26 protein-coding genes are annotated in these 25,338 nt (G+C 68.9%); 15 read left to right on the top strand and 11 right to left on the bottom strand.

Translation table 11 applies throughout. The features are described from left to right. Positions 1–78: 78 nt before the first annotated feature. Complete coding sequence (locus ACWEQQ_RS24840; RefSeq protein ID WP_354837011.1) at positions 79–312, top strand: DUF3039 domain-containing protein; 234 nt, start codon at positions 79–81, stop codon at positions 310–312. A 184-nt stretch (positions 313–496) separates the two neighbouring features. Further along, the gene (locus ACWEQQ_RS24835; protein ID WP_452340691.1) at positions 497–736 is read left to right on the top strand and encodes a hypothetical protein; all 240 of its coding nucleotides are present in this window, start codon (positions 497–499) and stop codon (positions 734–736) included. Between the two features lie 63 nt (positions 737–799). Here ACWEQQ_RS24835 and ACWEQQ_RS24830 read toward each other — a convergent pair whose 3' ends face one another. Then, complete coding sequence (locus tag ACWEQQ_RS24830) at positions 800–1,459, bottom strand: TetR/AcrR family transcriptional regulator (RefSeq protein WP_452349877.1); 660 nt, start codon at positions 1,457–1,459, stop codon at positions 800–802. Between the two features lie 137 nt (positions 1,460–1,596). Between ACWEQQ_RS24830 and ACWEQQ_RS24825 the strand changes: the two genes are divergently transcribed. From ACWEQQ_RS24825 to ACWEQQ_RS24800, 6 genes are all read left to right on the top strand, one after another. Further along, the gene (locus ACWEQQ_RS24825) at positions 1,597–2,730 is read left to right on the top strand and encodes a VOC family protein (protein ID WP_452349876.1); all 1,134 of its coding nucleotides are present in this window, start codon (positions 1,597–1,599) and stop codon (positions 2,728–2,730) included. After that, the gene (locus ACWEQQ_RS24820) at positions 2,727–3,665 is read left to right on the top strand and encodes a fumarylacetoacetate hydrolase family protein (protein WP_452349875.1); all 939 of its coding nucleotides are present in this window, start codon (positions 2,727–2,729) and stop codon (positions 3,663–3,665) included. The genes ACWEQQ_RS24825 and ACWEQQ_RS24820 overlap by 4 nt, the downstream gene beginning before the upstream one ends. Then, positions 3,662–5,578 (top strand): acyl-CoA synthetase, encoded by a 1,917-nt coding sequence (locus ACWEQQ_RS24815; protein ID WP_452349874.1) that lies wholly within the window; start codon positions 3,662–3,664, stop codon positions 5,576–5,578. The genes ACWEQQ_RS24820 and ACWEQQ_RS24815 overlap by 4 nt, the downstream gene beginning before the upstream one ends. Then, positions 5,575–5,931, top strand: coding sequence for a DoxX family protein (locus ACWEQQ_RS24810; protein ID WP_452349873.1), 357 nt, complete (start codon positions 5,575–5,577; stop codon positions 5,929–5,931). Before ACWEQQ_RS24815 ends, ACWEQQ_RS24810 begins: the two co-directional genes overlap by 4 nt. Then, the gene (locus ACWEQQ_RS24805) at positions 5,928–6,272 is read left to right on the top strand and encodes a hypothetical protein (RefSeq protein WP_452349872.1); all 345 of its coding nucleotides are present in this window, start codon (positions 5,928–5,930) and stop codon (positions 6,270–6,272) included. Before ACWEQQ_RS24810 ends, ACWEQQ_RS24805 begins: the two co-directional genes overlap by 4 nt. Positions 6,273–6,335: 63 nt before the next feature. Then, positions 6,336–8,546 (top strand): MMPL family transporter, encoded by a 2,211-nt coding sequence (locus ACWEQQ_RS24800; RefSeq protein WP_452349871.1) that lies wholly within the window; start codon positions 6,336–6,338, stop codon positions 8,544–8,546. Between the two features lie 130 nt (positions 8,547–8,676). Here the strand turns inward: ACWEQQ_RS24800 and ACWEQQ_RS24795 are convergent, their stop codons facing one another. Beyond that, the gene (locus tag ACWEQQ_RS24795) at positions 8,677–10,380 is read right to left on the bottom strand and encodes an FAD-dependent monooxygenase (protein ID WP_452349870.1); all 1,704 of its coding nucleotides are present in this window, start codon (positions 10,378–10,380) and stop codon (positions 8,677–8,679) included. Between the two features lie 109 nt (positions 10,381–10,489). Between ACWEQQ_RS24795 and ACWEQQ_RS24790 the strand changes: the two genes are divergently transcribed. Further along, a complete protein-coding gene (locus tag ACWEQQ_RS24790) occupies positions 10,490–11,101 on the top strand; it encodes a TetR/AcrR family transcriptional regulator (RefSeq protein ID WP_452349869.1) in 612 nt (203 codons plus the stop codon). 143 nt (positions 11,102–11,244) lie between these two features. Then, the gene (locus ACWEQQ_RS24785) at positions 11,245–12,639 is read left to right on the top strand and encodes an FAD-dependent oxidoreductase (protein ID WP_452349868.1); all 1,395 of its coding nucleotides are present in this window, start codon (positions 11,245–11,247) and stop codon (positions 12,637–12,639) included. A gap of 40 nt (positions 12,640–12,679) precedes the next feature. Here ACWEQQ_RS24785 and ACWEQQ_RS24780 read toward each other — a convergent pair whose 3' ends face one another. Further along, entirely contained in the window at positions 12,680–13,111 is a 432-nt protein-coding gene (locus tag ACWEQQ_RS24780; RefSeq protein WP_452349867.1) for a type II toxin-antitoxin system Rv0910 family toxin, read from the bottom strand. 276 nt (positions 13,112–13,387) lie between these two features. On the opposite strand from ACWEQQ_RS24780, the gene ACWEQQ_RS24775 reads away from it, so the two are divergent. Beyond that, entirely contained in the window at positions 13,388–13,534 is a 147-nt protein-coding gene (locus ACWEQQ_RS24775; RefSeq protein WP_452349866.1) for a hypothetical protein, read from the top strand. A gap of 7 nt (positions 13,535–13,541) precedes the next feature. Here the strand turns inward: ACWEQQ_RS24775 and ACWEQQ_RS24770 are convergent, their stop codons facing one another. Next, complete coding sequence (locus tag ACWEQQ_RS24770) at positions 13,542–14,603, bottom strand: YihY/virulence factor BrkB family protein (protein WP_452349865.1); 1,062 nt, start codon at positions 14,601–14,603, stop codon at positions 13,542–13,544. Between the two features lie 122 nt (positions 14,604–14,725). Here ACWEQQ_RS24770 and ACWEQQ_RS24765 point away from each other — a divergent pair, with 122 nt between their 5' ends. Further along, on the top strand, positions 14,726–16,438 hold the full coding sequence (locus ACWEQQ_RS24765) for a DEAD/DEAH box helicase (RefSeq protein ID WP_452340704.1): 1,713 nt from the start codon (positions 14,726–14,728) through the stop codon (positions 16,436–16,438). Between the two features lie 10 nt (positions 16,439–16,448). Here ACWEQQ_RS24765 and ACWEQQ_RS24760 read toward each other — a convergent pair whose 3' ends face one another. The 6 genes from ACWEQQ_RS24760 to ACWEQQ_RS24735 all read right to left on the bottom strand — a co-directional run bounded on the left by ACWEQQ_RS24760 (position 16,449) and on the right by ACWEQQ_RS24735 (position 22,187). Next, positions 16,449–16,748, bottom strand: coding sequence for a DUF1905 domain-containing protein (locus ACWEQQ_RS24760; RefSeq protein ID WP_452340705.1), 300 nt, complete (start codon positions 16,746–16,748; stop codon positions 16,449–16,451). A gap of 37 nt (positions 16,749–16,785) precedes the next feature. After that, positions 16,786–17,025, bottom strand: coding sequence for a helix-turn-helix transcriptional regulator (locus ACWEQQ_RS24755; RefSeq protein WP_452349995.1), 240 nt, complete (start codon positions 17,023–17,025; stop codon positions 16,786–16,788). A gap of 86 nt (positions 17,026–17,111) precedes the next feature. Then, positions 17,112–17,654: a hypothetical protein gene (locus ACWEQQ_RS24750; RefSeq protein ID WP_452349864.1), complete on the bottom strand. Its 543-nt coding sequence runs from the start codon at positions 17,652–17,654 to the stop codon at positions 17,112–17,114. A gap of 1 nt (position 17,655) precedes the next feature. Continuing rightward, entirely contained in the window at positions 17,656–19,389 is a 1,734-nt protein-coding gene (locus ACWEQQ_RS24745; RefSeq protein ID WP_452349994.1) for a DEAD/DEAH box helicase, read from the bottom strand. Positions 19,390–19,690: 301 nt separating this feature from the next. Further along, the gene (locus ACWEQQ_RS24740) at positions 19,691–19,885 is read right to left on the bottom strand and encodes a DUF7455 domain-containing protein (RefSeq protein ID WP_033087939.1); all 195 of its coding nucleotides are present in this window, start codon (positions 19,883–19,885) and stop codon (positions 19,691–19,693) included. 475 nt (positions 19,886–20,360) lie between these two features. Then, positions 20,361–22,187 carry an acyl-CoA dehydrogenase gene (locus ACWEQQ_RS24735; protein ID WP_452349863.1) on the bottom strand — a complete coding sequence of 609 codons (1,827 nt, stop codon included), beginning with the start codon at positions 22,185–22,187 and terminating at the stop codon, positions 20,361–20,363. A 230-nt stretch (positions 22,188–22,417) separates the two neighbouring features. Between ACWEQQ_RS24735 and ACWEQQ_RS24730 the strand changes: the two genes are divergently transcribed. From ACWEQQ_RS24730 to ACWEQQ_RS24720, 3 genes are all read left to right on the top strand, one after another. Then, positions 22,418–22,774 (top strand): DUF952 domain-containing protein, encoded by a 357-nt coding sequence (locus tag ACWEQQ_RS24730; protein WP_452349993.1) that lies wholly within the window; start codon positions 22,418–22,420, stop codon positions 22,772–22,774. Positions 22,775–22,863: 89 nt separating this feature from the next. Then, positions 22,864–23,346 carry a cation:proton antiporter regulatory subunit gene (locus tag ACWEQQ_RS24725; protein ID WP_354836952.1) on the top strand — a complete coding sequence of 161 codons (483 nt, stop codon included), beginning with the start codon at positions 22,864–22,866 and terminating at the stop codon, positions 23,344–23,346. A gap of 4 nt (positions 23,347–23,350) precedes the next feature. Next, complete coding sequence (locus ACWEQQ_RS24720; protein ID WP_452340708.1) at positions 23,351–24,538, top strand: cation:proton antiporter; 1,188 nt, start codon at positions 23,351–23,353, stop codon at positions 24,536–24,538. On the opposite strand, the gene ACWEQQ_RS24715 is transcribed toward ACWEQQ_RS24720, so the two are convergent. After that, entirely contained in the window at positions 24,437–25,315 is an 879-nt protein-coding gene (locus ACWEQQ_RS24715; protein WP_452349862.1) for a rhomboid-like protein, read from the bottom strand. The two genes, ACWEQQ_RS24720 and ACWEQQ_RS24715, sit on opposite strands and share 102 nt — an antisense overlap. Between the last annotated feature and the right edge of the window lie 23 nt (positions 25,316–25,338).

Below are 25,338 nucleotides of genomic sequence, written 5' to 3'. Positions count from 1 at the left end.
ACCCCGAGTCTTCCACTACCGCGCGTCGGATGCACACGCCGCCCGCCCTGCGACAGGCCGACCTGGCATGATTGAACGGTGAGCGCAGACACCCTGGTCCGTCCGGACGAGACCACCGACGAGTCGACCGACAACGACACTCCCAAGGTCTTCCATTACGTCAAGAAGGAGAAGATCGCCGAGTCCGCGGTCATGGGCACCCACGTGGTCGCCCTCTGCGGCGAGGTCTTCCCGGTCACCCGTTCCGCCAAGCCGGGTTCCCCGGTCTGCCCGGACTGCAAGCGAATCTACGAAATGATGAAGCGGGACTGACCGGTCTGGTCGACAGGCATCCCGTGAACGGCTGGGCGCGATGACCACGGCACGTGAGGTTCCCGATCCGTGGTCAGGCTCGCGCAGCACTCCGCACTGGGTTCCCGCCCGCGGATTGGCCAATGGGCTGAACTCACAATCCTGGGCAGTCCTCGCCGACTTGGCCGAGTCGCAGGTGTACCGAGTGCTGTTCGCGCTGATCGACGCGGGGATCGCAGCCTACGTCCTGCCTGTGCGCACGACCGTGCTGGAGCGCGGTGATCCGGAGGTCGTATGGCGGCTCTGGGTCGATATACCGCGGTATCGCGCGGCCGAGGATTTGTTGATGGAGTTGCTGCGCTACGGCCGCCCTCGGCGCCGGCCGAAACCGGTGGAGGGCCGTCGTCGGCGCCGGCGAGTGCCCCTGGTTCGCAAGCCGCAGTGAGCCCCCGGGCTGCACATGAAGCCAGACCGTCGCGTGCGCGGCGCGCGATTCCGACGGACGTGTTCAGGCTGCGGTGTCGGTGTGCGGCAGTGCGTCGAGCGACGGCAGGGGACGCCCGCAGATCTCGTGCGCGTCGTCCGCGGAGAGTCCGAACATGCGCAGCAGGTCTTCGGTGACCTGATCGGTCGCTTCGGCGTCGTCGCGTTCGGGCTGCTCGTGCAGGAGCTGGCCGAGGCAGATGGCCGCGCCGGTGACGATGGTCATCGCCAGCTCGGTATCGCGGACGTCGAATCGTCCGGCGCGGACACCGGCCTCGATATCGCGGCGGGCGCGGGGGGCGAGGCCCTGCTCGGAGCGCGCCAGCTGCAGGCCGTTGTTGATCAGGACCTTGCTGAGCATCGGGTTGCGGCGGTGCAGGCGCCCGGTGAGCCGGAAGCTCTGGGCGAAGACCTGCGCCGGGTCGTCGAGGTTTTCGCAGAGGGTGTCGAGCACGACGCCGTACAGGTCGAGCGCTTCCTCGACGGCGGCCTCGAACAGTTCTTCGCGGGTTTGGAAGTGGTTGTAGAACGACCCCATCCCGACGTCGGCGGCCTGGGTGATCTCCAAGATCGGCACGCTGAGCCTGCCCGCCGCGAGGAACGATTGCGCCGCCTTGACGAGCGCCGCGCGAGTACGCGCCTTCCGGCGCTCCAGGCGATTGGGTTGCCCGGATTGCGTGACCATCGCTGTCCACCTCTTCCCTGACACCGTAGGCCGCCCAGCATAGCGCCCCGGGTCAGTTCTGACGAAATTCTCAGAAGGTCTTGACTGACTTTTGGTTCGTGAGTGACGATATCGTCAGAACATGAAGGGAGCGGTCGATGAGCGGACATCACGACGTGCACAGCGGCCTGCACAGTGCGCAGGGCGCAGTGCGGGGTGAGCACCCCGGCCGCGCCCGCAATCCGGTGGTGAAGGTGCTCGATCTGGCCTGGCTGGAATTCGAGAAGCCCGACCTGGAGCGCGCCGAGATCTTTTCTGGCGCTTTCGGTTTCACCACCGCCACGCGGACATCCGAGGAATTGCACCTGCGCGGAACCGACGCCGGGTCGCCCTGTGTGCTGGTGCGGCGCGGTGATCGTTCCCGGTTCGTCGGCCCGGCTTTCCGGGCCGCCGAGACCGGCGATCTGCTGCGCCTGGGCGAGGAAACCGGTCGGCGGCCGCAGCCGCTGCCGGAGTCGCTCGGCGGACTGGGTCTCGATCTGGTGGATCCGAGCGGGCTGCGGGTCCGAGTCGTCGCCGAAACCCACGAACTGCCCGGGCTGCCCGCGCAGCGGACGCAGGTATTCAACCGCGGGCACGAGGTACTGCGTGTCAATGCCACCCAGCGGCCGCCCCGGGTTCCGGCGCAGGTGCAGCGCCTCGGCCATGTCGTCGTGCAGACCACCAGGTACCGGGAGACTCTCGACTGGTACCTGCGCTATCTGGGCCTGATCGTCAGCGACTTCCTCTTCTACCCAGGACAGCGGGAACGCGGGCCGGTGATGAGCTTCATTCGCTGCGACCGTGGCGCGACTCCGGCCGACCATCACACACTGGCGCTCACCCTCGGGCCGTCGAACCGGTATGTGCACTCCGCCTATCAGGTCGCCGATCTGGATGCGCTCGCCGCCGGCGGCGAGTACCTCCTCGACCACGGTTATCAGCGGTCGTGGGGAATCGGACGCCACATTCAGGGCAGCCAGATCTTCGACTACTGGCGGGATCCCGACGGTTTCATGGTCGAGCATTTCAGTGACGGCGACATGTTCGACTGCACCCTCGAACCGGGCTGGGCGCCGATGAGCGCGTCGGGGCTGGCGCAGTGGGGGCCGCCCGCCACCAAGGATTTCCTGGGTCTCTCCCCTGGGCGGGAATCGCTCAGAGAAGTGCGCTCGATCCTCGACGCGCTGCGCGAGGACAACGAATTCGATCTCCGCCGCCTGCGCGGCCTGCTGAAAGTAGCCAACTCATGAGCATTTCCGTTCTCCGTACCGCGGACGCCTGGTGGGTCCGGACACCCGCCGGTGCGGCGCGCATCGATACCGCCGCGACCACGACGCGCGAACTGCTGGCGGATCGGGCGGCGATCGCCGCGGCCGCCGCTAGCCCGGATCTTGTTCCGGTCGAAGGTCTTTCGCTGATCTCTCCGGTGACCGCACCGTGTCGAGTCGTCGCGCAGATGACGAACTTCGCATCCCACGTGAAGGACTCGGGGCTGAACCCCGAGACCGTGCCGCTGACCTTCTTCCGCAAGAGCTCCGGATCGATCAGCGGTCCCTACGACGACGTGATCCGGCCCGCGCATGTGAAGCTGCTGGACTACGAGGTGGAGATCGGCCTGGTGTTCGGCCGCGAGATGCCGGTCGGCGCCGAGATCGACGATGACTCCCTCGGCGACTACATCGCGGGTCTGGTCGTGACGAACGACGTGTCGGCCCGGGACGTGCAGCTGCCGAAAACCCAATTCTACGAGGCGAAGTCGTATCCGACCTTCACGCCCGTCGGCCCCGCACTGGTGCTGCTGGACGCCGACGAGCCGAAGCGGTTCACCGATCTACGCCTCCGGCTGTGGGTGAACGGCCGAGTACGCCAGGACATGACGGTCGCCGACATGATCTACCGGCCGGTCGAGACGCTGCGGGCCTTGAGCCGGTTCCAGCGCATGGACGCCGGAGACCTGCTGCTGACCGGAACTCCGATCGGCACCGCGCTCAGCGCTCCACCGAAGCCGGTCGAGATCATCGCGTCGCTGCTGCCGCCCAAGATGAAGTGGAAGCTGTTCTTCGAGGGCCAGGCCAAGAATCCGAAGTACCTCCAGGACGGCGATGTGGTCGAGGCGACCATCGGCACCGATGATGGTGTCCTCGACCTGGGCCGCCAGCGCACGGTCGTGAGGTACGCGCGGTGACCGGTAACCCGCCCCTCGAGTCCGACGCCGAAGCCCTGCTGTGGCCGCGCTACAGCGGTCCGGAGGACCTGAGCGTCATCGAATCGGTGCCCCTGGCCGAGCGCGGGCTGCCCGAGTCGACCTACGCACTGCTGGTGCGCGCCGCGCGGCGGTGGCCGGACCGTACGGCCGTCACCGTGCTGCCCGATGCCTCGACTTGGCGGGAACCGGTGCAGCGCACCTACTCCCAGTTGCTCGCCGATGTGCACCGCTGTGCCAATCTGCTGCACGCACTCGGCGTGCGCCGCGGCGACGCGGTCGCCCTGATCGCGCCCAACTGCGCCGAGTCGATTCCCGCCACCCTGGCCGCACAGCTGGCGGGCATCGCCGCGCCGATCAATGGCGGCCTGTCGCGGGCGCACATCGCGGAGCTCCTGCACCGCTCCGGCGCTCGGGTACTGATCGCCGCCGGCCCCGAACTCGCCGCGGACATCTGGGAGTCGGCATCCGAACTCGCGTCCCAGGGTCTGCTGGATGCGGTGCTGATGCTACGGCCGACCGCTGCCGCAACGGAGACCGTGCCGCTGCCTGTCATCGACGGTGTGCGCATCGGCTATCTCGATACCCTTGCAGCCGAACATGATTGGGCCGCTTTCGCCGGGGAGCCGCCCGCCGCAACGCATCTGGCGGCCCTGTTCCACACCGGCGGCACCACCGGTGTGCCGAAACTGGCCGCGCACCGGCAGTCCGCTGAGGTCGCCAATGCGTGGATGATCGCGGCCAACTCCCTGCTCGACGAGGATGCGGTGGTCTTCGCCGCGCTGCCGCTGTTCCATGTCAACGCGCTCGTCGTGACGCTGCTCGCGCCCTTGTTCCGCGGTCAGTCGGTGGTCTGGGCCGGGCCGCTCGGATACCGGGACTTCGCTCTCTACGGCGAGTTCTGGAATATCGTGGCGCACTACCGGATCGCGGCCATGAGCGCGGTGCCGACGGTGTACGCGGTGCTGGCGCAGTGCCCGATCGGCGCGGACATCTCGAGCCTGCGCTACGCGATGGTCGGTGCGTCCCCGCTGCCGGCCGCCGTGCGCGAGAACTTCCAGGCGCACACCGGGGTCACGCTGGTCGAGGGTTATGGCCTCACCGAGGCGACGTGCGCGACCGCCCGCAGTTTCCCGGATCTGCCGCGTCCCGGCTCGGTCGGGCAGCGCATGCCCTACCAGCAGGTCAAGGTCGTTCGCACGTCCGAGGACGGCGTCTGGACGGAACTCCCCGCCGGTGAGACCGGCATTTTGGTGATCGGCGGGCCCACGGTCTTCGCCGGTTACGTGACCGGCCGCAGCGAGCACGGGCACCTGCTGGACGGGCTCGGTGCGGTGGTCGACGGGTGGCTGAGCACCGGCGATCTCGCGCATGTCGACGCCGACGGATTCGTTCATCTGCACGGTCGCGCAAAGGATCTCATCATTCGCGGCGGGCACAATCTCGATCCGGCGGTCATCGAGGACGCGCTCCTGTCCCACCCGCAGGTGACCTCGGCGGGCGCGGTCGGCCGCCCGGACGTCCACGCCGGGGAGGTACCCGTGGCCTATGTGACCCTGGCGCCCGGCGCGGAGGTGAGCGAGGCGGAGCTCGCCGCCTGGGCGGGGGAGCGGGTGCCCGAACGCGCCGCCACGCCGAAAACGGTGACGGTGCTGGATGTCCTGCCGGTGACCGACGTCGGCAAGCCGTACAAGCTCGCCCTGCGCGCCGACGCCACTCGTCGCGAGGTACAGGATGCGCTGGCCGGAGTCGAGGCCGTACTCGGTGTCACCGCGCAGGTCGAGGACGGCGCGATCGTGACCGTCGTCGAGCTCGGCCCCGAGGCCGTCGAAGGGGCCGTCGAGGCGATTCTCGGTCGCTACGCGATCACCTGGAAGGTCGAGGTGCACCGATGAAGATCCTGTCGACCATGCTGGCCGCGATGCTCACCGTGGAGTTCCTGTCGTTCGGTGCGGCCAAGACGCTCGCCCTCGCGCCGATGCGGGAACGCGCCGCGCGTCTGGGCTACTCCACCGCCGCCTACCGGGGCATCGGAGCGCTCGAAATCGCCGGCGCGAGTGGGCTGCTGATCGGTCTGGCCCGCCCGCCGATCGGGATCGCCGCGGGAATCGGCCTGGCACTGTTGATGACCGGCGCCGTGGTCGCACATGTCCGCAACGGCGACGGTGTGGCCGAGTACGCGCCCGCGGTGGTCACCGGACTGGTCACGCTCGGCTATCTGGCTGCACTGTCCGGGGTTTCGCCGTGAGCACCGCGACGATCCCGGTGGTGATCGTCGGCGCGAGCCCGGCCGGTATCACCGCGGCCACGTTGCTCGCGCACCCGCGCCTGCGCCGGCGGCTGACGGGCCGGGTTTCGAGCAGCGCGGCGGGTTCATCGTCGTCGCGGAGCCGGGCACCGAGCTGCATCGTTGGGTGCGGCAGGGTCGCGCCGTCGCGGCTCTGGTCCGACCGGACGGCACCGTCCAGTCCTGCGGAGATGTGCGGTCATTGTGCGCGGCATCGCCTTCTTTCCATCCGGGCGCACCGGCGCGACGGTGGCGAGCCGGTTGCTGACCATTGCGACGTTTATGAGGAAATCATCATCTGACGTGTTACCGTACCGATAGGTCTGTGATTGCTGGTCGGATGGTGTCTCCACGAGAGGACCCGCATGTCCCGCTATCTGTACGCACTCGGCCAGGTCGCCGTCCGCCGCCGCTGGTGGGTGCTGGCGATATGGATCGTGCTGCTGGCCGCCGCCATCGGATTCGCCGCCGCGACGGGCGGAAAGACCAACGACAATTTCACGGTTCCGGGCACGGAATCGCAGGACGCGGTCTCCTTGCTGCAGCAGCGGATGCCCGCTTTCTCGGGTGCGCAGATGCAGGTCGTGTTCGCGACGTCGAACCTGGCCAAGGTGACCGATCAACCGGTGACCGGCGAGATCGAGCAGATGATGGCCGAGTTGAAGGGGCTGCCGCAGGTCGCCGCGGTGGTCGACCCGTTCCAGGCCAAAGCGGTCTCACCGGATCAACACGTCGCCCTGGGCAGCGTGCAGTTCTCCGTCTCGGCCGGCGAGGTCGAGCAGTCCACCCTCGACCAGGTGACCCGGGTCGCCGACCGGGCGCGCGACACCGGTCTGCAGGTCGAGTTCTCCGGTGCCGTCTATCCGGGCTTCACCGCGGAGGTCCCGCACACGCCCGAAATGCTCGGTGTCATCGCGGCCTTCGTCATTCTGCTGATCACCTTCGGCGCGGTGGTGGCGGCGGGACTGCCGATCATCACGGCGGCCGTCGGCGTGGGTATCGGTCTCACCGGCATCCTGGGCATCGCGGCCTACACCGACGTGCCGTCGGCGGCGACCTCGCTGGCACTGATGCTGGGTCTGTCCTGCGGGATCGACTACGCGCTGTTCGTCCTCTCCCGGCATCGCCACCAGGTGGTGCTGGGAATGGCTGTGGCGGAGTCGATTCCGCTGGCGGTCGGGACCGCGGGCAGTTCGGTGGTGTTCGCGGCGGTGACCGTGATCATCGCGCTGTGCGGGCTGGCGGTCGCGAACATCCCGTTCCTCACCGTCATGGGCCTGACCGCCGCCGGCGCGGTCCTGGTGGCCATGCTCGTTGCGCTGACCCTGCTGCCCGCGCTGCTCAGCCTCGCCGGTGGCACCGTCGCCAAATTCATCTCGCCGCCGCTGCACCCGGGAAAGCCGGAGGAGGTCGCGCGCATCGCCGCCTACGAGCCCGAGCGCACCGCGGGCCACGCCTGGGGACGGTTCGTCACCCGCTTCCGGATTCCATTGCTGGTGCTGGGTATCGCGGTGCTGGTGGTGATCGCGTTGCCCGCCACCCGTATGGATCTCGGATTGCCCAGTGGCGCAACGCAATCGGAGTCCAGCACCGCCCGCAGGGCATATGACCTGGTGAGCCGGTCGTTCGGCCCCGGGTTCAACGGGGCGCTGCTGGTGGTGACCGACCTCTCGCAGGCCACCGGCCCGGACGCGGCGCAGACCGTGATGGGCCGGCTGCAGCAGGAGCCCGGCGTCGCGGTGGTGCAGCCCGCGGGCACGGGCGACAACCTGGTCCTGATCCAGGTCGTGCCCAAGACCGGTCCCGACGACAGCGCGACCGCCGATCTGGTCAACCGCCTGCGCGATGACCGCGCGACCATCGAGAGCGGCTCCGGGGCAACGTATCTGGTGGGCGGCACCACCGCGGCGAACATCGATACCTCACGCCGCTTGGGTGAGGCGCTGCCGGTCTTCCTCGTTGTCGTCGTGGGTCTGGCGCTGGTGCTGCTGACCATCGCCTTCCGGACCGTCCTGGTACCGCTGTCCTCGATCGTCGGGTTCATCCTCTCGGTGTTCGCGGCGCTCGGCGCGCAGGTCGCGGTCTTCCAATGGGGATGGGGCGCAAGCCTTTTGCATATCACCAAGGCGGAGACGCTGAGCTTCCTGCCGATCATCACCCTGGCCATCATCTTCGGGCTGTCGAGCGATTACCAGATCTTCGTGGTGTCCCGCATCAAGGAGGAGCACACCCGCACCGCGGACGCGACCGCCGCGGTGCGCAATGGGATCGCGCATTCGGCGCGCGTCGTCACGGCCGCGGCGCTGATCATGTTCGGCGTCTTCGTCGCCTTCGCCACCGTCGACAACCCGATCGTCAAACCGTTGGCGTTCACGCTCGCGGTCGGTGTGCTGCTGGACGCCTTCATCGTCCGGCTGACCCTGGTGCCCGCGGTCATGGCCCTGATCGGCGATCGCATGTGGTACCACCCGCGGTGGTTCGCCCGCTACGTGCCCGACTTCGACATCGAAGGCGCCGAACTCGAACGCCGCTTGGCGGACACCGAAACCGAAACGCCGCGGGTGGTTACCAACTGATCGGGACGCGGCTGACCGATCATGACGTGCTCCTTGGTCGAGCTGCCGTCGCACAGACCATGAAAGCCCTTCTCGAACCGGCTTTTTCAGGGGTGTCCACTGTCATCTTCTCCGTTGTTGTCGGGGGATTTCAAGCGCCGCGTACGCGGTCGATGACTGCCAGTGGCCCGGCGGGTGCGGCGTTGCCGCGCCAGGCCACGTGCTGGTCGGGACGAATGAGTACAAGGTCGCGTTCGTAGAGGGCGCGGGCGTGCGGGTCGCGGATATCGACGATGTCGAGCGGCACCTTTCGTTCAGCGGCCGCGATCCGAAAGCCGTCGACATCGTGATCCGCGAAGCACAGCAGGGTGAAGCCCCGGCCGAACAGGTCGAAGATGGCGGTGCCGTCGGCGAGCCGCACGCTGGGCGGCCGCGCTCCGGGCCAGGTGCCGGGCAGGTATTCGTCCATCCGCTGCCGCGGGGCCCGCTCCTCGGTGTCTCGGCACACGATGGGGGAGTGGTCGTAGCGGTAGCCGAGTTCGATTCCCAGCGCTTCGTTTTCGAGATTGCCCAGATCGCTGATCTCGCGGCCGATCCGCCGGCGGGTACGCGTGCCGAACCAGCGTTCGCTGTGCATGGTGGCGCGGGAGGTGGCCATGATGGCGCCGCGGACGACGGTGTGCCGGGCGGACGCCTCGCGGTTACGGAGGGCGACGGGGCGGCGTTCCCGCTCATACGCCTCGAGCAGGCCTGGTCCGCCCCATCCCTGCAACCGGGCCGCGAGCGCCCAGCCCAGCCCGACCGCATCGCCGACGCCGGTGTTCATGCCGTAGCCGCCCGCGGGCGTCACCTGGTGGGCGGCATCACCGGCCAGCCAGACCCGGCCGCGGCCGTAGGACTCGGCGACGGTGAGCCGGGGCGTCCAGGCATTGGCGACCAGCACGGTCATCTCGAACCGGTATCCGAGACAGCGGAATACGAATTCGCGCGGGTCGATGCTGTCGGCGTCGGCGCCCATGCTCAGGGGAGCGTGCAGGGTCCAGGTGTCGCCGTCGTTCTGGGAGATGACGGTCCAGCCCTCCGGTGACTGCAGATGCCACACGGTGCCGAAGCGAGCGGCGATCTCGCGATCGGGAGTCGTCAAGTGCACCAGGTAGAACCGGCCGTCCGGGGGCCGCTGCCCACCGGCCAGGAATGTCCGCGTGAAAGTCCTTGCGAGCCGGGGAATTCCGAGCTCCCGCACCAGCAGCCGGCGCAGATCGATCTCGTCGAGACCGATCCCGAGGTGCCGCCGGACCCGGCTGCCCCCGCCGTCGCATCCCACCAGATAGCGGGCGCGCACGGTGCGGTGTTCGCCGGTCCCGGACACCAGCTGGGCCGTGACGCCCTCCGTGTCCTCGGTGAAACTGTCCAGCGCCCAACCATATTGCACCTCGACGTGCTGGGACCTGCCCTGCAGCTGGTCCCGGAGCGCGGGCTCGAGGATGATCTGGGACACGCGCATGGCCGGTTCCAGTGGGAGAGCGCCGTCGGCGCGTCGGCCGATCGCCTCGAAGGACTCCTCGACGCTCGGGTACTCGAACTTCGCCAGTTCCCATCCGACCGCATTGCTGGCCCAGACCACGGTGGTCCGGTGATCGGGCGGCGTCGCCACCTTGCGCAGGTCGTCGGCAATGCCGAGCCGCCGGTACAACTCCATGCTGCGGCTGTTGGTGATGTCCATTTTCGGATGCCGCGTGGTGGTCGAATTGCGCTCTACCAGAAGGGTTTCCACGCCGTGAAAGTCGAGCTCCAGGGCCAGTGTCAGGCCTACCGGCCCCGCGCCGACCACGAGCACCGATGTGGTTTCGGTCATAGCTGTAGATTGAACAACAGTGTTCAATTTGAGTCAAGAGCGTCTCAAGAGTTTGGGGTTTGGCCCGCCTGGGACGGTTCTGTACTGTCGAGTTGGCGAAGGAGGGGTGATGAGTGCGACTCAGCGGCGGATCAACGCGGCGGCAATGCGGCTGTTCGCCGAGCGCGGCAGCGTGGACCTGACCATGAGCGAGCTGGCGACCGAAGCGGGTGTCGCCCGGGGCACGCTCTACCGCAATGTCGAGTCCATCGAGCAGCTCTTCGAGCAGGTCCGCGCCCAGCTCGCCTTCGAACTGCACAGTGCCAACGCGCAGGCGATGGATGCTCACGGTGACCTCGACCCGCCGCTGCGGCTGTCCACCGGTACCCGCATGATCGTGCGGATGGCGCACGAGAACCCCGCGGCGGGCCGCTTCGTCGTCCGGTTCGCGCTGACCGACGAGTCGTTGCGCGAGATGCTGACCGGCCCGCCGATGCGGGACGTGGCCGCCGGAATCGCCTCCGGCCGTTATGTCGTCGCACCCGGAATGGAGCTGAGTGTCGCCTCCATGCTGATGGGCACCGTGGTCAGCGCCATGTGGATGGTGCTGGAGGGCCACCAGTCGTGGCGCGACGCGGCGGCGGGGGCCGCCGAACTCATCCTGTGCGCCCTGGGGGTTTCGCACGACGAGGCGCGCCGGATCGCCGCAAGTCCGTTGCCGGCCACCGCCTTCGAAGTCTGATCGGGTCCCTCGACGGCCTGGGGCGGCTCGCATGCCACCTCATGTCCTGATCTCTTCATTCAAATGTGATGAGACTGTCAGTTGGCTGTGCATGATGCCGGGGCATCGGCCGGCAGTGCCGTAACGCTCGTACCGTGTGAGGCATGGGCGAACGCGTGGTGATCATCGGCGGGGATGCTGCGGGTATGGCGGCGGCGTCACAGGCGCGCAGGTTGAAGGGAGTGGGGGAGCTCGAGATCGTCGTTTTCGAGCGGGGGCACTTCACCTCGTACTCGGCGTGCGGGATCCCGTACTGGGTGGGCGGGGACGTCGGTGGGCCGGACGATCTGATCGCGCGCACGCCCGCCGAACATCGGGCGCGGGACATCGATCTGCGGCTGGGAACCGAGGTCGTGGAGATCGATGTCGCCGGGCGGCGGGTGCGGTCTCGCGAGCCCGACACCGGCCGGGAGAGCTGGATCGGCTACGACAAACTCGTGATCGCCACCGGTGCGACGCCGATCCGGCCCGCGCTGCCCGGCATCGACGCGGCCGGTGTGCACGGGGTGCAGACGCTCGACGATGGACAAGCCCTCATCGCCACCCTCGAGTCGATCGCGGGCCGGCGGGCGGTGGTGGTCGGTGCGGGGTACATCGGTGTGGAGATGGCGGAGGCGCTACTCCGGCGGGGATTCCAGGTCACCATGCTCAATCGCAGCGCCGAGCCGATGTCCACCCTCGATCCGGATATGGGTGTGCTGATCCGGAAGGCCATGCAGGGCATGGGGATTCAGGTCATCGACAACGCGGAGCTGACGGCCGTCCACACCGATGCGCGGGGCCGGGTCACCGGCGTCGCCACGGCTGATGCCGAATACCCCGCCGATGTGGTGGTTCTCGGTATCGGCGTCCGCCCCGCCACCGACCTCGCCCGTGCGGCCGGTCTCCCGCTGGGGGAGTCCGGTGGTCTGCTGACCGATCTCGCCATGCGGGTGCGCGGACACGAGAACATCTGGGCCGGAGGCGATTGCGTCGAGGTGCTCGACCTCGTCTCCGGCTCCGAGCGCCACATCCCCCTCGGTACGCACGCCAACAAGCACGGCCAGATCATCGGTTCCGGCGTCGGCGGCGACTACGCCATCTTCCCCGGCGTGGTGGGCACCGCGGTCAGCAAGGTGTGCGACCTGGAGGTCGCCCGCACCGGCCTGCGGGAACGCGACGCCCGCGCGGTCGGACTGCAATTCGTCACCGTCACCATCGAATCCACCAGCCGCTCCGGCTATTTCCCCGGCACGGCACCCATGACGGTGAAAATGCTCGCCGAACGCCGCACCGGCCGCCTGCTCGGTGTCCAGATCGTCGGCCGCGAAGGGGCGGGCAAGCGCATCGACATCGCCGCCGTGGCTCTCACCGCCCGCCTCACCGTCGACCAGATCGTCGCCCTCGACCTCGGCTACGCCCCACCCTTCTCCCCGGTGTGGGACCCCGTCCAGGTCGCCGCCCGCAAAGCCGTCACGGCGGTCCGCCGCGACGCCATGGAGCGGAATCGCACGAAGTGATCCGACCTCCCACATCGAAACGGCGCTCTTTTGCGCGGGGTCAGCCGTAGAGCTGGACAAAGCGGTCGAGGGAGCGTTCGACGTCGCCGCGGAGGGCGCGGGCGACGGCCGAGCCGATGGGACCGAAGAGGGGTGCGCCGCCGAGAGTGAAGTCGGCGGTGACCTTGGAGCCGGTGGGGCTGGGGGAGACGCGGAGTTCGAGGCCGAATTTGGTGCCGCCGATGCCGGAACCGTTGAGGACCAGGCGGTTCGGGGGTTCGGCGGTTTCGACGATCCAGGTGACGCGATTGCGGAAGCCTTTGACGGTGGCTACGCCGATGAGGCGGGTGCCGGGGGTGAGCGCGTCGGGGACAGGGCCGCGCCAACCCTCGTGGAGGGTGAGCCACTTGTCGAGTTCGGGCAGGTCGGAGGCGTGCGACCAGGCCCGCTCGGGCGGGATCGGGACGTCTACGGAGACCTTCAGCTTAGCCACGAAGCAGATGGTATCTGTTACATGATGTAGCTCTAACGGTGGCGCTCGGCCGAGAGTTCGGGGCGTGGTTGTTCGACACCGTCTATCGTGAACCCGTCGCGGGCTTCCGGCGCGACCTGGGCCTGCCGAAGGTGTCCGCCAGGGAATTGCGCCGCCGCCGCACCGCGTCGGAATGGCCTGTGCTGCACGGATATTCACCGGCCGTTTCGCCACGTCCGGTGGACTGGCGGCCGGGTCGATGTCAGTCCGGCGACCATCCCACTCCAGAAGCTGTCGGTGGACGGCTTGGTCGGCGCCCTGCGGGCACTGACCGGTGACAACTCCTACCGTGAGAATGCCGCTCGGCTGGCGGCCCACATCGCCGGGGAAGACGGTGCGAGCGCAGCGGTCGAAGCGATCGAGGCGCATCTCGGCACACGGTGATGTAGGCCTACGGGCTGGAGCGCAGCGACCGCGACTCGGGCGCGGGCGGCGGGTCCTCCGGTTTCGGTGCGGTGGGCGCCGGGTCCGCGGGCCGGGACCGTTTGCGGGCGTTCCACCAGTGGCGGAACTGCGCCAGCCGGGTGGCGCGGGCGGGCCAGAATTCCTCGACGCTGGCATTGAATTCGGCGCCGAGGATGATGGCGAAACCCAGGAAGAACGTGAACAGCAGGAAGGCGATGGGGGTCGCCAGCGCGCCGTAGGAGATGCCGGTCCGGGTCACCCACGCCAGGTAGCGGCGCAGGCCCTCGCTGGCCGCCATGAAGAACACGCCGGCGACCAGCGCGCCGCCGAAGAGCCGATGCCAGGGGAGGGTGCGGTGCAGGGCGGTCTTGTAGAGGAAGGTGAGGCCGACGATCAGCAGCAGGCCGGTGCCCGGGTAGTAGAAGGCTTCGATGAGCCGCAGGCCCGGCTCGCGCCAGGTGTGCGGGAGGATCCGTCCGATGAGGGTGGGCCCCAGGGCGATCAGCGGCAGGATGAGCACCGCGATCACGAGGAAGCCGACGTAGAGCAGCAGCGCGAAGATTCGCTGCCAGACCGGATGGCGCGCGGTGGCCTGGCCGTGCGCGGCGGTGATGGCGTCGACGAAGGTGGCCATGGCCGAGGAGCCGGCCCACAGCGACAGCACGAACCCGACGGACACCACCCCGCCGTGGCCGCGCTGCAGCACGTCGTTGACGGTCGGCTGCACCAGACTGTCGACCACGCTGGGGCTGAACGCCTTCCGCGCGAAGCTGACGATCTTGGACTGCACGATGTTCAGCGTGTTCGGGCCGAACCAGTGCCCGACATAGCCGAGGCTGCCGAGCAGTCCCAGCAGCAGCGGGGCCAGCGAGAGCGTCTGCCAGAAGGCGGCCGCCGCGGATTTGGCGAAGATCGCGTCGTTCCACGCCTTCGCCGCGACGTGGACGACGAGTTGCCGGATGCGGCCCCAGCGGGTGGCGGCGAGCACAACGGACGCCGTCGGCACTGACGCGTCGGCGTGTTGCGGAGATTCGTCGTGCGCGTTCATCGTGGCCTAAGCATCGCCTACCAGCGCTTCGAATGGGACCGGACCCGCGATGTGGCGTGCGGCACTCCGCGGGGCTGTGTCGGATTGGAAAGCTGTCGGGTTCGATCGCTACTCTCTACCGAGTGACTTCGGGTGGTGGCGGTTCGTTACGTGCATGGCAGCGCAGGGCACTCACGAAGTATCTGACGACCAAGCCACGCGACTTCCTTGCCGTCGCCACCCCCGGCGCGGGTAAGACCACGTTCGCGCTGCGCGTGGCGGCCGAGTTGCTCAACGACCGCACTGTCGACCAGGTGACGGTGGTCGCACCCACCGAGCACCTCAAGCATCAGTGGGCTGCGTCGGCCGCGCGCAACGGGATTCAGCTGGATTCGAACTTCTCCAATTCGACCGGTTCCACCTCGTCGGACTACCACGGCGTGGTGGTCACCTACGCGCAGATCGCGTCGCATCCGTTCAAGCACCGGGTGCGCACCGAGAACCGCCGCACGCTGGTGATCATGGACGAGATCCATCACGCCGGTGACGCCAAGAGCTGGGGTGAGGCGGTCGAGGAGGCGTTCGGTGACGCCACCCGCCGGCTGGCGCTGACCGGTACCCCGTTCCGCAGCGACGACTCCAAGATCCCGTTCATCACCTACGAAGCCGACGAGTCCGGTTTCGAGAAGTCGCGCGCCGACCACACCTACGGCTACTCCGAGGCGCTCGCCGACGGCGTGGTCAGGCCCGTGGTCTTCCTCGCCTACTCCGGTGAGGCGCACTGGCGGGACAGCGCGGGCGAGGAGTACTCGGCCCGCCTGGGCGAGCCCCTCAATGCCGAACAGACCGCCCGCGCCTGGCGCACCGCCCTCGATCCGGCCGGCGACTGGATGTCGAAGGTGCTCACCGCCGCCGACACCCGCCTGCGCCAGCTGCGCGCCACCGGCATGCCCGACGCGGGCGGCCTGGTGATCGCCACCGACCAGGAGAAGGCGCGCGACTACGCCGAACTGCTGGAACACATTTCGGGCACCAAGCCGACCATCGTGCTGTCCGACGATCCGGACTCCTCCGATCGCATCGGCGAGTTCAGCGAGAACACCGACCCGTGGATGGTCGCGGTGCGCATGGTGTCCGAGGGCGTCGACGTACCGCGCCTCGCGGTCGGCGTGTATGCCACCAGCGCCTCGACCCCGCTGTACTTCGCGCAGGCCATCGGCCGTTTCGTGCGTGCCCGCAAGACCGGTGAGACCGCGAGCGTCTTCCTGCCCTCGGTGCCGGTGCTGCTGGATCTGGCCGCCCAGCTGGAATTGCAGCGCGACCATGTCATCGGCAAGCCGCATCGCGAGGCGAACGCGCTCGAGGACGAACTGCTCATCGACGCCAATCGGCAGAAGGACGAGCCGGGCGAGGAGGAGAAGAAGTTCGTCGCCCTGGCCGCCGACGCCGAGCTCGACCAGGTCATCTACGACGGTGACTCCTTCGGCACCGCCACCTTCTCCGGCAGCGACGAGGAGGCCGACTACCTCGGCATTCCCGGCCTGCTCGATGCCGACCAGATGCGCGCCCTGCTGCGCGAACGCCAGTCCCGTCAGCTCCAGGAACGCAGCGCCGCCGCCGAGGCTCGGCCCTCGGGCGCCGGCGTGGAGGCCGCCGTCGAACGCGCCGCCACCGCGGACCGCCTGTCCGAGCTGCGCCGCGAACTGAACAGCCTGGTCGCCATGCACCACCACCGCACCGGCAAACCGCACGGCGTCATCCACGGCGACCTGCGCCGCGAATGCGGCGGCCCCCCAACGGCTCTCGCCACCGCCGACCAGCTCTCCCAGCGCATCGCGGCCCTGCGTCGGATCTGACCAGCGCGGACTACACCACCTGCAGCTCGACCTCGACCGGGTCGCCCGCGTTCAACCCCTCGGCGACCCGGACGGCCTTCTTCACCGGCAGCACATAGGTTCCGCGCTTGCCGTCGGGAAAGATCGAGGTCGACCACCGACTGCCGCCGACCGCGACTTTCACCTTCACCGAGCCGAATCCGGCGGCGGTGTGCCCGAAGCGCTCCTCGATCTCGTCGGCGACCGACTCGGGCAGACTCACGAAATGCCAGGAGGCCTGTGCTTCCCATTCCCAGAGTTCGGCGGTGAACGCGTACGTGGAGATCGCCATGGGCCGACGGTAGCCGCCCGGTCCGACAAGGCCGGGGTCAGCGGGTGAAGTAGCGGGCAGGGGAGACGCCCACCTCGCGGTGGAAGGGGGCGATGTAGGCGCTCGGGGTGGCATAGCCGACGCGGGTGGCGATGCGGGCGACCGGCAGGCCCGAAGCGAGCAATGGGAGCGAGGCGGCCGGGCGGACCTGGGTTCGCCACTGGCCGAAGATGATTCCCGTCTCGGCGAGGAACCCGCGGGCCAGGGTGCGCGGACTGATGGCGACCGCGGCGGCCAGCTCGGCGAGAGTGCGCCGGTCGGACGGGTCGGCCTGCGGTATGTCCGCGACGAACGCAACCGTATCCGCGTCGGTCGCAGCGGCTGTCAGCCGAAGTAGACCGCCGGATCGAGCGCGTCGATAGGCGTCCAGCGGGGGACCGGCATCGGGGTGTCCGTGGCGGGCGGAGCGCTCCGATAGCCCTGGAGATCCAAGGCGAGCCAGGGATTTTCGTCGATCAGGCGGACCACCGCGTAGCAGGTGGCGAGCATGTGGAGGCAGCGGGCGTTGCGGGCGCGGCAGGAGCAGTCGGTGCTCGCGAGGATGGGCGTCACCGAGATCCCGGCGGCGATGACCGCGGCGTGCAGCTCGTCGCCGAGAGTGAGGGTGTCGGCGGGCACCACGGCGGCGATGGCGTCGATGGTGGCGCGCGGGAGCGACGTCAGCTCCAGGTGCGTGACCGATGCCTCCGACCCGCGATGAATGTGCGCCCGCACCACGGTGCCCTCGATCTCGGTCCGGACGCCGTTGTTGCGGACGATGCTGCGCGCGCGGGGGAGCAGCGGCTCGGGTTTGGTGAGGCTGAGCGGTTCCGCCAGCCGCACCCAGTCCTTGCCCCACGCCGTGTACCCGAATTCGTTGTCCGCCATCTCAGTTCCCCCGCTTCCGGCGCAGCAGCTCCAGCAGTCGTTCGTCGTCCAGTCGCGCCAGCTCCGCGACTCCGGCCGCATCGCTGAGGTCGGTGAGCGCCGACTTGCGGTCGTGCATGCCCGCGATGTGCTCCTCGATGGTGGTGCCCGAGGTCAGCGTGGTGACGGTGACGGTGCGGGTCTGCCCGATGCGATGCGCGCGATCCGACGCCTGCGCCTCGACCGCCGGATTCCACCAGCGGTCGAAATGGATGACGTCGGCGGCCCGCGTGAGCGTCAGCCCGGTACCCGCTGCCCGCAGGCTGAGCACCAATATGGGTGGGCCGTCCGGTGATTGGAAGTCCGCGACGATCTCCCCGCGTTGTTGCTGGTTCAGCCCGCCGTGGAAGAACGGCACCCGCACCCCGAATTCCTCGGCACAGTGCCGGACCAGCAGCTCACCGGTCTTGCGGTACTGGGTGAACACCAGGGTGGGCGCGTCCACGTCGAGGTTGTTGGCCAGAATGTCGGAGCAGACGTCGAATTTCCCGGAGCGCCCGGCCAATTCGCCCAGCTCCCCGGTGATCAGCCCCGGATGGTTGCACACCTGCTTGAGCTCGGTCAGCACCGCCAGCACCCGTGTGTGCCGCTGCGCCCCGGTCCCGAACCCGGCCGCCTCGGCCCGATCGAGCAGCCGGTCGTAGAGCTGCTCCTGCTCCGCGCTCAGATCGCACACCAGATCGCAGTGGATCTTGGCCGGCAGCGCGGCGGCCACCTGGGATTTGCGGCGGCCCAGCACGATCGGCTCGACGGCGTCCCGCAGCCGCAGCACCGCGCTCGCCGATCCCTCGCTGATCGGCCGCACGAACCGCCGCCGGAACTGCGCCCGGTGCGTGAACTCCTGCGGTGCGATCAGATTCAGCAGCGCCCACAGCTCGTCGAGGTGATTCTCCACCGGCGTACCGGTCAGCGCGATCCGCGCCTCGGCCGGAATCGCCCGCGCCGCCTTCGCCACCTGCGTGTGCGGATTCTTCAGCACCTGCGCCTCGTCGAAAATCACGGTGGCCCACCGCTGCCCGCCCAGCGCGGCACCGTGCCCGCGCAGGGTGGGATACCCGGTCACCACAATCGTTCCCGGCTCGGCCTCCGGCGCCGGCCCGCCCCGCCAGGCCACCGCGCGCAGTCCGGGCGCGAATCGCTCGATCTCGTGCGTCCAGTTGCCCACGAGTGATGTTGGACACACTACGAGTTGTGGCCCGTCTCCGGCCTTCCCGAGCAGGTACCCGATGGCCTGCACCGTCTTGCCCAGGCCCATCTCGTCGGCCAGCACCGCGCCGCCGTGCGTGGCGGTGGCCTCGCGCAGCCAGGTGATGCCGCGCGCCTGATAGGGCCGCAGCTCGGCCTTCAGCCCGGACCGCAGTTCGGCGTCGAGCAACACGGTGTCCCGCAGCGCCCGCAGAGTCCGCCCCGCCGAGGCGATGGCGGTCCCGGTGGCATTCGGGACGGCGTGCGCGGCCACCGGCAGCCGCCGCGCCTCGACCTCCGTCTCGAGGGCCTCGCGCAGCAGGCGTATCGATTCCCCGGGATTGGCGATAGCCAGAGTGCATAACCGTTCCGGTTCCACCAGAGCGCATTCCACGTCCGTGACGCCGATGCCGTCCCGGCCCGGAACGGCGAGAGCGAGGTTCTCCACCTCGCCCAGGTCTCGCGGCGCGCTTCCGGTGGCGTGGCCGTTCCACGTCCAGAGCGCGACCATATGTCGATCCTGCAGGTAGGTGGCTTGTGAGGTCTGCGGCACCCGTCCGTTGTACCCGCCCGATCTCGCCGTGTGCACATGATGAATCTCGCGTTGCGTGCAACGGAATCCATGTGTCTCCGGCCACAGCTCAATTGGTGTGTCGCTGGTCACATTACGCGTCGAACGGTCCCGTACACAGCAGCAGCGGGCGACCTGCTGGTCGCCCGCTGCCGGGTTTTCTGTTGGGAAGATTCAATTGTCGAGCGGGCTCTCGGAGAACGGTGACTCCCGATCGAGTCTCTCCGAGGTGGAGGAGCTGTTACAGCGCCGGTGCCGACTCCGTGTCGATCACGGCCTCGAGCTCACGAAGGCGATCCATGTGCTCGTTGGCGTGATGCTGGCAGAAGAGCAACTCTCCACCGGCAGGAAGGGTTGCGCGCACGCGCGCAGCCGCCCCGCAGCGGTCGCAACGATCGACCGCGGTCAGTGGGGTGCTTGTCAGGGTTCCTGGCATGACTCCTCCGTCCTGGCTCTGGGTGCCTCACGCACCGTTCGCCTGGTGTGGGGCCCGCGGTCCAATCCGCGAACCTCGCTACCGCTACTTCCCAGCAGTGGTTGTTGACTACTCTCTCAGACGTTCGGCGCGAGCACTTTGTTCCCGTGCAGTTTCCCGTGTGTTTTCTGTAACACGACCTGCGATTTCGCTGAAAGCGAACAGGTCCTGAGGACTGCCCGTGGGGACTTCGCAACCTCCCGTTCGAACACGTTGATCGAGTTGTCTACCCGGAGACTACCCGGGCACACCGACACTCACACTCCGATTGGTCTCTGTGGCTGGGACGCCAGCAAACCGTAATCAAGGCGGCTGGATTGGAGACCGGTCCGCGACCGGCCTGACCTCGGCCCATGGCTGCGCGCCGGCACCGCGGTGACGCATCGGGTCACGGAGCCGTTCGCGCAGCGCGAACGGCGGATTCGCGCCCCGGGGCTCAGAACCAGGACTCGTCGAGTTCCAGCGTGGTGCGGTCGCCGGAGTCGAGCAGGTCGAATTGCGGTGTGGTGCGCGGAAGTTCCCAGCGGAAGAAGTACCGGGCGGCCAGTCGCTTCCCCTGGCGGAAGGTCTCCCACTCGGCCGCGTGCGGACGGTCCTGGGCGGACAGCGCGGTGGCGGTGACCGCCTGCTCGAGCCAGATCCAGGCCAGCACCACGTGGCCGAACGCCTCCAGATAGACCGCCGAATTGGCAAGGGCCGCCTCGGGATTGCCCGCGCGCCACAGGCCCGCCGTGGTGGCGGCCAGGCGGCCGGTGGCGGCCTCCAGGGCGGCGGCGTACTCGGCGAGCTCGTCGTCACCGGTCGCGCGGGCGGCGGCGATGGTGGCGGCCATGGTCTCCAGCAGCGCGGCCAGGGCCGCGCCATTGTCCAGGGTGACCTGGCGGCCGAGTAGGTCCATGCTCTGAATGCCGTGGGTGCCTTCGTGAATCGGGTTGAGGCGGTTGTCGCGGTAGTGCTGTTCGACATCGTAGTCGCGGGTGTAGCCGGCGCCGCCGTGGATCTGGATGGCCAGATCGTTGGCGGCCAGGCACCACTGGCTGGGCCAGGACTTGGCGATGGGGGTGAGGATGCGCAGCAGGGTGGCGGCGCGTGCCCGGTCGGATTCGCCTGCCGCGGTTCGGTGTTCGTCGATCAGTTTGCCGCAGTGCAGCTGCAGCGCGAGTGCGCCTTCGGCATAGGACTTCTGGGCCAGCAGCATGCGCCGCACATCCGGGTGCTCGATGATCGGCACCTGCGCGCCGTTGCGGGCGCTGACCGGGCGGCCCTGTGGGCGGGTGCGGGCATAGTCGAGGGACTTGAGGTATCCGGTGTAGCCCAGCGCGGTGGAGGCCAGGCCGACGCCGATGCGGGCCTCGTTCATCATCGTGAACATCTGGGCCAGACCGTGATTCGGCGCGCCCACCAGATAGCCGATCGCGCCCGGCTCCCCGCCGGGGGTGAAATTGCCGTCGCCGAAGACGGGGGCGGTGTTGACGGTGCCGCGCCAGCCCATCTTGTGGTTGATGCCCGAGAGCACGACATCGTTGTGGACGGTCGGGTTGCCCTCGGCGTCGGGCAGGAACTTGGGGACCACGAACAGCGAGATGCCGCGGGTGCCCTCCGGTGCGCCCGGAATGCGGGCCAGCACCAGGTGCACGATGTTCTCCGAGAGGTCGTGGTCGCCGCCGGAGATCCACATCTTGTGCCCGAACAGACGGTAGGAGCCGTCGGCGGCGGGCACGGCGCGGGTGGTGATGTCGGCCAGGCTGGACCCGGCCTGCGGCTCCGACAGGGCCATGGTGCCGAAGCTGCGACCCTCCAGCATCGGGCGCACGTAGGCGTCGATCTGCTCCAGGCTACCGTGCGCGGCAAGCAGATTCGCATTGCCGGTGGTGAGCAGCACATAGGCGGCGGTGCCGACATTGGCGGCGTGGAACCACGACATGCACGCGGTGTAGACCGAGTGTGGCAGCTGCATGCCGCCGATCTCGTAATCCATTGCCGCGCCGATCATTCCGGCGTCGGCGAAGGCCTGCAGTGCCTTGCCGACCGCGGGGATGATGTGCACGCGCTCGCCGTCGAAGGTGGGCTCGTGCAGATCGTTCTCGCGATTGTGCGGCGCGAAGTAGGTGGTGGCCAGGTCCTGGCACAGCCGCAGCACCTGGTCGAAGGTGTCGCGGGAGTGGTCGGCGAAGCGGTCGCGGCCCGTCAGCGACTCCACCCGCAGCCAGTCGTAGAGCAGGAACTCGAGGTCGCGGGCGGACATGATGCTGGACGGATTCATGGTTCCTCGAGCGGTCGGGTACGGGGAGTCGTACCTGCCGGTCTACCAGATGGCGCGGGACCGTCCGAGGGGGGCGGGGGAGCATCTCCGGTCCGGGCTCAGGAACGGCCGTCGGCGCTTCGCCCCCGCCCGGGTGGGCGTTGCCGACATCTCCGTCCACGTGGCCCGGCCCGAACCGTTCTGAACCCGAGGCACTCACCTAGATTGGACGGGTGGGAACCGAACAGGACATGACGCCGCCGACCCTGCTGCACATCTGCTCCCGGGCGGAATGGGAAAACGCCCGCGCCGCAGGCGAATACCGCGCCCCCTCGCTGGCCGAGGCCGGATTCATCCACCTCTCCGCGCCCTACCAGGCCCACCTGCCCGCCAATCGCCTCTTCGCCGGTCGCACCGATCTCGTGCTGCTGCACCTGGATCCGGCTCGGCTCGGTTCCCCGGTGAAGTGGGAGCCGGGCGTGCCCACCGACCCGGACTCCATGACCTTCCCGCACCTGTACGGTCCGCTGCCGCTGGCCGCGGTCGTCGAGGTCACCGATTTCCTGCCCGGCCCCGACGGATCGTTCGCGCCGCTCACCGCGGAGTGACCCGGCGCCCGCATCGAGCGACTCGTGCGCCGGGGTGCGCCGGAACGTAGCTCCCCGGTATTCGCGCGGGTTGTCCTAATCTGGACTGCGTGAACGTCGATGTGACAGCGCTGCCCGGTATCGGTGTGCGGAAGGATTTCGAGGTCAGATCGGGGCGGCGGATCGGGGTGGTGGCGCACCGGGACGGCGGCATCGATCTCATCGTGTCGCAGCGGGACGACCCGGACGCGTGCCTGGCCCAGGTGCCCCTGACGACCGACGAGGCGGCGGTCCTGGCCAATCTGCTGGGCGCACCGCAGCTGGTGCAGCAGCTCAAGGAAGAACACTCGGACCTACCCGGGATCACCACCAGACAGCTCACCATCGGCGGCAATTCGCCGTACCGGGGACGCATGCTCGGCGAGACCGCCATGCGGACCCGGACCAAGGCCTCCATCGTGGCCATCATGCGGGCGGGGCAACTGCACCCGTCACCGGGGCCAGATCAGGTGCTCGACTCCGGGGACGTGCTCGTCGTCGTCGGCACGCCGCACGGGCTGGACGCGGCCGCTCGCATTCTGGCCGACGGCTGACCCTGTGGATTCGACCGGTCTAGCCCTGTTCGAACTCGGCGCGATCTTGTTCGCGCTCGGCATGCTGGGGCGACTGGCCGCCCGCTTCGGCATGTCGCCGATTCCCCTCTACCTGCTCGGCGGCCTGGCCTTCGGCGAGGGCGGCATCGTGAAGATGCACGCCGCCACCGAATTCGGGCACACGGCCGGCGAGATCGGCGTGGTGCTGCTGCTCCTGCTGCTCGGATTGGAGTACACCGCAGCCGAATTGGTGACCGGACTGCGCCGCTCCTGGCTGGCCGGTCTGGTCGACATCGTCGTCAATGCCACGCCGGGCGTGGTGGTGGCGCTGATCCTGGACTGGGGCGCGGTCGGCGCGGTCACCATGGGCGGCGTCACCTACATCTCGTCGTCCGGCATCGTCGCCAAGGTGCTCAACGACCTGGGCCGCCTCGGTAACCGCGAGACGCCGGTGGTGCTGTCCATCCTGGTGTTCGAGGATCTGGCCATGGCGGTGTACCTGCCGATCCTCACCATGATGCTGGCCGGGCTGAGCTTCGCCAACGGGCTGCGCTCGCTGGCCATCGCGCTGGTGGCGATCACCGTGGTGCTCATCGTGGCGCTGCGCTACGGCCGCTACGTATCGGCCATCGTGGACAGCAACGATCGGGAAGTGTTCCTGCTCAAACTGCTCGGCGCGGCACTGCTGGTGTCGGGCGCGGCCTCGACGCTGAACGTGTCGGCGGCGGTGGGCGCGTTCCTGCTCGGCATCGCCATCTCCGGGTCCACCGCGCAGGAGGCGGCGAAACTCCTCGAACCGCTGCGGGATCTGTTCGCGGCCCTCTTCTTCGTGGCCTTCGGGCTCAACACCGATCCCCGGGCGATCCCGCCGGTGCTGGGCTGGGCGATCCTGCTCGCCTTCGTGACCACGCTGACCAAGCTCGGCACCGGCTGGTGGGCGGCGTCGCGGCAGGGCATCCGCAGGATGGGCCGGGCGCGCGCGGGCGCGGCGCTGGTGGCGCACGGCGAATTCTCCATCGTCATCGCCGGCCTCGCGGTTTCGCTGGGCGGCGTGAGCAGGCGGCTGGCCGCGCTGGCCTCGGCCTACGTGCTAATGATGGCCGTGCTCGGCCCGATCGCGGCGCGCCTCGTCGAGCCGGTCGTCCGGTTCGCCCAGCGTGGGCGCGGCCGCGTCGATCCCGTCCCCGGCTGAATCACCGGCCGCGGCCGGATTCGCGGCCGCCCGGGCCGGCTTCGCCGCGGCCCTGCGCGCTTGCACCGCGACCAGGCGGTGGGAGAGCGCCACCGCGATCGCGCCGACCGTGAAACCGATGAGCAGCGCGAAGAAATGGCCGTAGTCGGTGAAGGTGCGGCCGTGCCAGACGCCGTAGGCGTACCAGACCACCATGGCCAGCCCCCACAGCCAGCGGGCCGGGCCGCGCAGCCGGAAGGTCAGCGCGGCCATCATGGCCGAGATGCCGTAGCTGGGGCCGACATCCGAGGCGAACGCCACCCGGGTCGGGATCAGCTGCTTGTCGAGCTTGTGGGCGATGCCGAGCACCGTGATCAGGGTGGCGCCGACATGACCGGTGGCCACCACCAGGATCCAGCGCAGCGACCCCAGCCAGCGTTCGGCGAGCGCCATCAGGGTGATGAGGATGAGAATGTCGCCCCAGGGGAAGCCGCCGTCGGTCCAGAAGGCCGAGGCCACCAGCACCTGGATCGGATCCCTCTGCATATTGCGCAGATTCGTGGAGGCGGAGAAGATCAGCCGCCGGCCCACGATGTCGCTGGCGCCGCGCAGCGTCCACCAGGTGATGAAAAGGGTGAAGGCGTAGGCGATGCATGCCGGGGTGACCGCCAGCAGATTCCGATAGGCGCGGACCGCGCGCCGCAACCGGTGCGGCTGCCGCCACCAGACACCGAGGGTGCGGAACCGCTCGCCGAGATCGACGGTGCGCAGCCAGGGCGGCTGATAGATGCCTGCCATGGCGCCATGGTAGCCCGGGGCCA

Source organism: Nocardia sp. NPDC004123 (genome assembly GCF_053603795.1).
The sequence above is the reverse complement of the archived record's forward strand: the minus strand, read 5'-3'. Positions and strand labels throughout refer to the sequence as shown.